The sequence below is a fragment of the Limosilactobacillus sp. genome, assembly GCF_041859915.1.
Classification (GTDB): domain Bacteria; phylum Bacillota; class Bacilli; order Lactobacillales; family Lactobacillaceae; genus Limosilactobacillus.
Genome location: NZ_JBFLGB010000083.1, coordinates 1 through 6,355, shown reverse-complemented (window position 1 = coordinate 6,355; position 6,355 = coordinate 1). Strand labels below are relative to the sequence as shown.

Sequence of the window (6,355 nt, the reverse complement as noted above, 5' to 3'; positions counted from 1 at the left end):
ACGAATCTTTTGTTTTGCCATTATGTTCCCTCCTTCGTCAGATTTAAAATTTGACTAGCTCCGCGGAAATTACCGCCACATCCTGTGGCAAAGCGGCCGGGTGTGTCGCAACCTTCCGCATCATCGCTTCGCAGCTTAAACTCCTGTGGGGGTAGGGCAAAACTACCCGCCAACGCTCAAGCACTTATCCATAATACTAAAGAATCGCCGTCATATCAAGTCTTTAAAGCAATTAATTTTGAATGAAACAATTTTGTAAAGAAAAATCGACCATAAATAGTTTACAAAAAAGCACCGTGATCCTAAATTAGGCAAACATTAGCGTCATTAACGTTAACCCTTGTCTATCAGTCACACGGAGCTATTTCAAGAATTCCTTCCTATATATAAACTAGTTCAACTGAGTACGTCTAGTTGGCATCAAAAGATGGAGAATAATTGCCGTCAATGCTGCCACCGCGATCGGTGAGCCTAACAAATATTGAACCATTTGCGGAGCAGCTGCCGTAATTTTCTTTGGAATTAATACGAGGGCAATTGTCAGAATAATCGGTAAGCCAATAACATATAAGTCACTCTCACCTGTTTTAAGGTTACGAATGACATTTAGTCCATTTAACATAATAGTTACCGTAATAATAGCAAAGACACCACCAATTACCGGTGCCGGAATAGCGGCCAAAAAGGCGGATAACTTTGTACAAAAGCCCAGAACAATAAACCAAAAACCGGCTGCGATGAAGACCCGCTTACTAGCCACACCAGTAATGGAAATAATTCCGGCATTAGTAGAGTAACCCGTTACTGGTGTTGTCCCTGTAATGGTTGCCACTAAGCAACTAAGACCTTCACCAATAATCCCATGGTTCCACTGCTGCTTAGTAATATGATGATTAGTAACAGCACCCATCGCAAACCAGGTTCCGGTCGTTTCAGTTGTTAAAATAGCATAAATAATGATAAAGGTTAGGATAGCAGTGCCATTAAAGTGCATCCCCCAGTAGAAAACCGTTCGCTGAGGCAGACTAAACCACGGAGCGGCTGCAACTGAACTAGCATTGAAACGTCCCATGGTTGCGCTCAGCGCTGTTCCAACTAAAAGAGCAATCACAATTGAACCGGTTTTGAAAACCTTCTGAAGTCGTGGAAAACGAATACTAATGGCAACACAGATCAAGAGAACTAAAGCAGTGATAGCTGCTAGTTCCATATTTTGGTAGACATTACCCTTGGCCTCAAAAATATTATCATTCAGTGCTGATGGGATTAAAGACAAACCAACACAAGTAATGATTGTTCCACCAACCACTGCTGGAACCAAGCGAGTAATGATCTTCTGGAAAACACCACTTAGTCCTAAGGCAATCAAAAGCAATGCCCCGATTAGTAGAGACCCCATCAAGGTAGCCATTCCACCACCGCGGACACCACCACTGGCAAGAACAACTCCAGCAGCCGCAGTTAACGGAACAAAGGAAGGGCCTTGTGAAACTGGCATTTTCATAAAGAGCCCTGTCTGCAAGATGGTACCAATTCCAGCCGCTAAAAAGGTTGCCTGCAAAAGTGCCGTTGAATTTGTCGATCCCATTGCTAATAAACCTGCCAGAATAATCGGCGGAACATATACATCCATTGCTAAGACATGCTGAAGGCCTAATAATGTAGCCTCCCCCGCCGGAACCTTCTCATCCGGGCCAATCAATAAATGTGCTTTTTCATCCATTATCTTTTTCTCCCTTACTATTATTAAAATCAGTTCTCATATACCAAGTGCCCATTGACGTAAACGGATCGTATGTCAGCAGCTGTCGTTTGATACAGTATTCGCTCAAAAGCATCTAGAGACGATAGAGGAATAAAACTATGGTGGGCTTTGACTATTTGAAAATCAGCTCGGTAACCGGCCTTAAGCTGACCACTCTTTAAGTGTAGTGCCTGCGCGCCACCGACAGTTGCCATGTAAAAAGCATTTACTATCGTAATCCGTGAATTCTTGACTCCTCGCTCTGTAACCGCTTGTCGACTATCAACGCCGTCTTCGAGCATCCGTGACGACTTTACCGCTTGGCGAATGTTCGGGTAGAGACTTGGTGAATAACCTCCAGAAATATCGGAGCCCAGGCCAACTTGATTATGATTTTGTAGTAGGTAATGAACCGGTAAAACACCATTACCAAAATAGACGTTAGAGATTGGACAGTGCGCTAACGAAGCGTGCCGTTGGCGCAATAACTTCATATCGGCAGCAGTTAGCTGAGTGCCATGAGCCATTACCGCCCGATTCGTTAATAGGCCGAAATAATCCAAAACATTGGCATCATGCATCCCAAAATGATCAATTGCGTATTGGCTTTCCCAATTGCTTTCGCTAACATGAGACTGAATTGGGAGGTCATACTTAGCCGCCAAACGGCCAAGTCCAGCAAGTGTTGGTGCCGTACAACTTGGTACAAAGCGCGGTGTAATAACTGGTGTCACCAAATCATCAGCTCCCGCCGTTTTTTGGACTTGTTGAATAAAGCTTTCACTTGCCTTTATTGCCGCTACTGATGATTGATCACGGTAATAAGTTGGTGACTGGTCTGGGTTATCCATTGCAACCTGACCAATGAAACCACGAAAGCCTTGTTGACGACACTGTTCAACTAACTCCAGATTAGACTTTAGGTGGATAGTGCCAAACATCATTGCCGTTGTCGTTCCATGAGCTAATAATGTATGAACAAAGGAACGATAAACCTGTCTGGCAAAGGTCAAATTACTAAATTTAGCTTCTAATGGAAAAGTATACTTGTTCAACCAATCCTCTAAAGGCCGATCAAGCGCTAATCCCGCTTGTGCCCATTGCGGAGCATGAACATGTAAATCAATAAACCCGGGTAAAAGATATTCACCAGCAGTTAATTCCCTAACCTGTTGTTTTTGACGTCCTAGTGTTAAAACCTGATTAAAATCCTGGTCGTTTGACGTCAATACCCGTCTAATCCAACCATGATCGTCGACCAATACTAAGCAATCTCGCAAGGCTTGAATATGGTTAACATCTAATGCCGTAAAAGCCGGACCGTGAATAAGCAACACATTGCCACTTCCTTGTTTAACTAATTGCTATTAGTTTATCACGAACTATTATAGCTGTAAACATGATATATATTCGTCATTTAGCTTGGAAAAACATTGATTGACGTATTGAAAGTTCTAAATTATGCAGAATTGTTTAAAAATAAAAAAAGACCGATTTACATCGATCTTTTTTAAAGCTTAGGTAAAATTAGTTCTTACCGTTCTTAGCAATAATATCTTCCTGAATGGACTTCGGTACTGGTGCATAGTGGTCGAAGGTCATTGTGAAGGTACCACGACCCTGGGTAGCAGACCGCAGAGCAGTAGCATAACCAAACATTTCTGACAATGGAACGAAGGAGTGAATCATTTGAGCATTCCCACGTTCTTCCATTCCTTCAATCGTACCACGACGAGCAGTAACTTGACCCATAACATCACCCATGTTGTCTTGTGGAACAACAATGTCAACCTTCATAATTGGCTCCAAGATAACTGGGTCAGCCTTCTTAGCAGCATTCTTCAAAGCAAGGGATGCGGCAACCTTGAAGGCCGCTTCACTAGAATCAACTTCGTGGTAAGAACCATCGTAAAGCTTGCAGTGCATATCAACCAGTGGGTAACCAGCCAAGACACCATTCTTCATAGCTTCTTGCAGTCCTTGATCAACAGCTGGGATAAATTCACGAGGAACAACCCCACCAACAATGGCGTCTTCGAATTCGTAACCCTTACCTTCTTCAAGTGGGGTAAATTCAACCCAAACGTCACCATACTGACCTTTACCACCAGTCTGCCGAACAAACTTACCTTCAGCACTAGCCTTCTTGGTAAATGCTTCACGGTAGGATACCTGTGGTTTACCAACTTTAACAACGGCGTGGAATTCACGACGCAACCGTTCAACAATGATATCAAGGTGTAATTCACCCATTCCGGCAATCAAGGTTTCACCGGTTTCTGGGTTAGTTTCCGTCTTGAAGGTTGGGTCTTCTTCAGCCAGCTTTTGCAGGCCACGATCCATCTTATCCTGGTCAGCTTTAGACTTAGGTTCAACGGAAACCTGAATAACTGGATCAGGGAAGTCCATTGATTCAAGCTGCAGTGGATGATCAGGATCGGTCAAAGAATCACCAGTACCAGTGTTCTTCAGACCAATAGCAGCGGCAATGTCACCAGAGAAGACTTCCGGAATTTCATGCTGGTGGTTAGAGTGCATTTGAAGCAAACGACCAACCCGTTCACGCTTGTCCTTCGTAGCATTTAATACGTAAGAACCGGATTGCAATGAACCGGTGTAAACCCGTAAGAAAGTCAGACGACCAACGAATGGATCGGTAGCAATCTTAAAGGCCAAGGCAGCAAATGGAGCCTTATCGTCAGCCTTCAATTCAACTTCGTTCCCGTCAGCATCATGGGCAATATATGGCTTAACGTCCAGTGGTGATGGCAGGTAGTCAATAACAGCATCCAGTAACATCTGAATACCCTTATCCTTGTAAGCAGAACCAGCCAAAACTGGGTAGAAGTCCTCATTTAAGGTACCCTTACGAATAGCGGCCTTGATTTCATCAACAGAAATCTCTTTTCCTTCCAGGTACTTATCCATGATGTTATCATCATAATCAGCTAATGTTTCCAATAGTTGATCATGACGCTTTTCAGCTTCGTCCTTCATGTCAGCTGGAATTTCATCAGTATCCCAGTGAGTACCCAGCTTATCTTCGTCATAGACGTAGGCACACATCTTAACTAAATCAACTACCCCAACGAAACTATCTTCAGCACCAATTGGCATCTGAATTGGTAATGGAGTAACGTTCAAACGATCCTTGATTGTTTGAACGGAGTAATCAAAGTTTGCCCCAATCTTATCCATCTTATTAGCAAAGATGATCCGTGGAACATTAAAGTCGTCGGACTGACGCCAAACAGTTTCGGTCTGTGGTTCAACTCCGGCCTGGGCATCAAGGATTACAATTGCACCATCCAAAACCCGCAGTGCCCGTTCAACTTCAACAGTAAAGTCAACGTGTCCTGGAGTATCAATGATGTTAATCCGATAATCCTTCCAAACGGCCGTCGTGGCAGCGGACGTGATAGTAATTCCACGTTCCTTCTCTTCAGTCATCCAGTCCATTTGTGAAGCACCATCGTGGGTTTCACCAATCTTGTGAATCTTACCAGTATAGTAGAGAACCCGTTCGGTAGCGGTCGTCTTACCGGCATCAATATGGGCAACAATCCCAATGTTTCGGGTCTTTTCAAGAGGGTATTCACGCTTGTTAGCCATCTTTTAAGTGTATCTCCTTCCGTACAATTAAATCGTCATTTTGAGAAAAAGGGATGACGATCGATGAAACAACGTCACCCCTTTATTGTAACCTGCTAAGCAGCTGGTTTCAATCGACAGTGATTACCAGCGATAGTGTGCAAAGGCCCGGTTAGCCTCAGCCATCCGGTGAGTATCTTCACGTTTCTTAACGGAAGCACCTGTGTTGTTAGAAGCATCAATGATCTCACGAGCAAGCCGTTCAACCATGGTGTGTTCGCCACGCAACCGTGCGTATTGAACAATCCAACGCAGGCCTAAAGTCGTCCGCCGTTCTGGGCGAACTTCAATCGGTACTTGGTAGTTAGAACCACCAACACGACGAGCCTTAACTTCCAATACAGGCATAACGTTTTCCATTGCTTGTTGGAAAACTTCAACTGGATCATTGCCAGTTTCGTCTTTAATCTTGTCAAAGGCTGCATACAAAATCTTTGTTGCAGTCCCACGCTTACCATCAACCATTAAGTGATCAATTAAGCTTGTAACCAGCTTTGAATTATACACTGGATCTGGTAAAACTTCACGCTTTTGTACATGTCCCTTACGTGGCATTACTTAACTCCTCCTTAAAATTACTTCTTACTCTTCGGCTTCTTAGCACCGTACTTGGACCGTGACTGCATCCGGCCTTCAACACCAGCGGTATCCAAAGTACCACGAATAATGTGGTAACGAACCCCTGGTAAATCCTTAACACGACCGCCACGGATCAAAACAACACTATGTTCCTGCAAGTTGTGGCCGATTCCTGGAATGTACGCTGTCACTTCAATCAAGTTGGACAGACGAACACGAGCATACTTACGCAACGCAGAATTAGGCTTCTTTGGTGTCATGGTACCGACACGAGTTGCGACCCCACGCTTTTGCGGTGCAGGATTATTCGTTAAATTCTTCTTCTTGCTGTTGTAACCGAAGTTCAACGCAGGTGAATCAGACTTCGTTACTTTTGACTTA

At 43.9% G+C, this 6,355-nt stretch carries 5 protein-coding genes; all 5 read right to left on the bottom strand.

The window, feature by feature from the left end; translation table 11 throughout:
* Nucleotides 1-391: 391 nt before the first annotated feature.
* Nucleotides 392-1,723 (bottom strand): uracil-xanthine permease family protein, encoded by a 1,332-nt coding sequence (locus ACEYV4_RS08850; RefSeq protein ID WP_373842928.1) that lies wholly within the window; start codon nucleotides 1,721-1,723, stop codon nucleotides 392-394.
* Nucleotides 1,724-1,752: 29 nt separating this feature from the next.
* The gene (gene guaD / locus ACEYV4_RS08845) at nucleotides 1,753-3,078 is read right to left on the bottom strand and encodes a guanine deaminase (RefSeq protein ID WP_373842929.1); all 1,326 of its coding nucleotides are present in this window, start codon (nucleotides 3,076-3,078) and stop codon (nucleotides 1,753-1,755) included.
* A 193-nt stretch (nucleotides 3,079-3,271) separates the two neighbouring features.
* Complete coding sequence (gene fusA / locus ACEYV4_RS08840) at nucleotides 3,272-5,356, bottom strand: elongation factor G (protein ID WP_373842927.1); 2,085 nt, start codon at nucleotides 5,354-5,356, stop codon at nucleotides 3,272-3,274.
* A gap of 123 nt (nucleotides 5,357-5,479) precedes the next feature.
* On the bottom strand, nucleotides 5,480-5,950 hold the full coding sequence (gene rpsG / locus ACEYV4_RS08835; RefSeq protein ID WP_373842926.1) for a 30S ribosomal protein S7: 471 nt from the start codon (nucleotides 5,948-5,950) through the stop codon (nucleotides 5,480-5,482).
* A gap of 20 nt (nucleotides 5,951-5,970) precedes the next feature.
* Nucleotides 5,971-6,355: 30S ribosomal protein S12 (rpsL, locus tag ACEYV4_RS08830; protein WP_373842925.1), on the bottom strand; the 385-nt coding region annotated here is incomplete at its 5' end.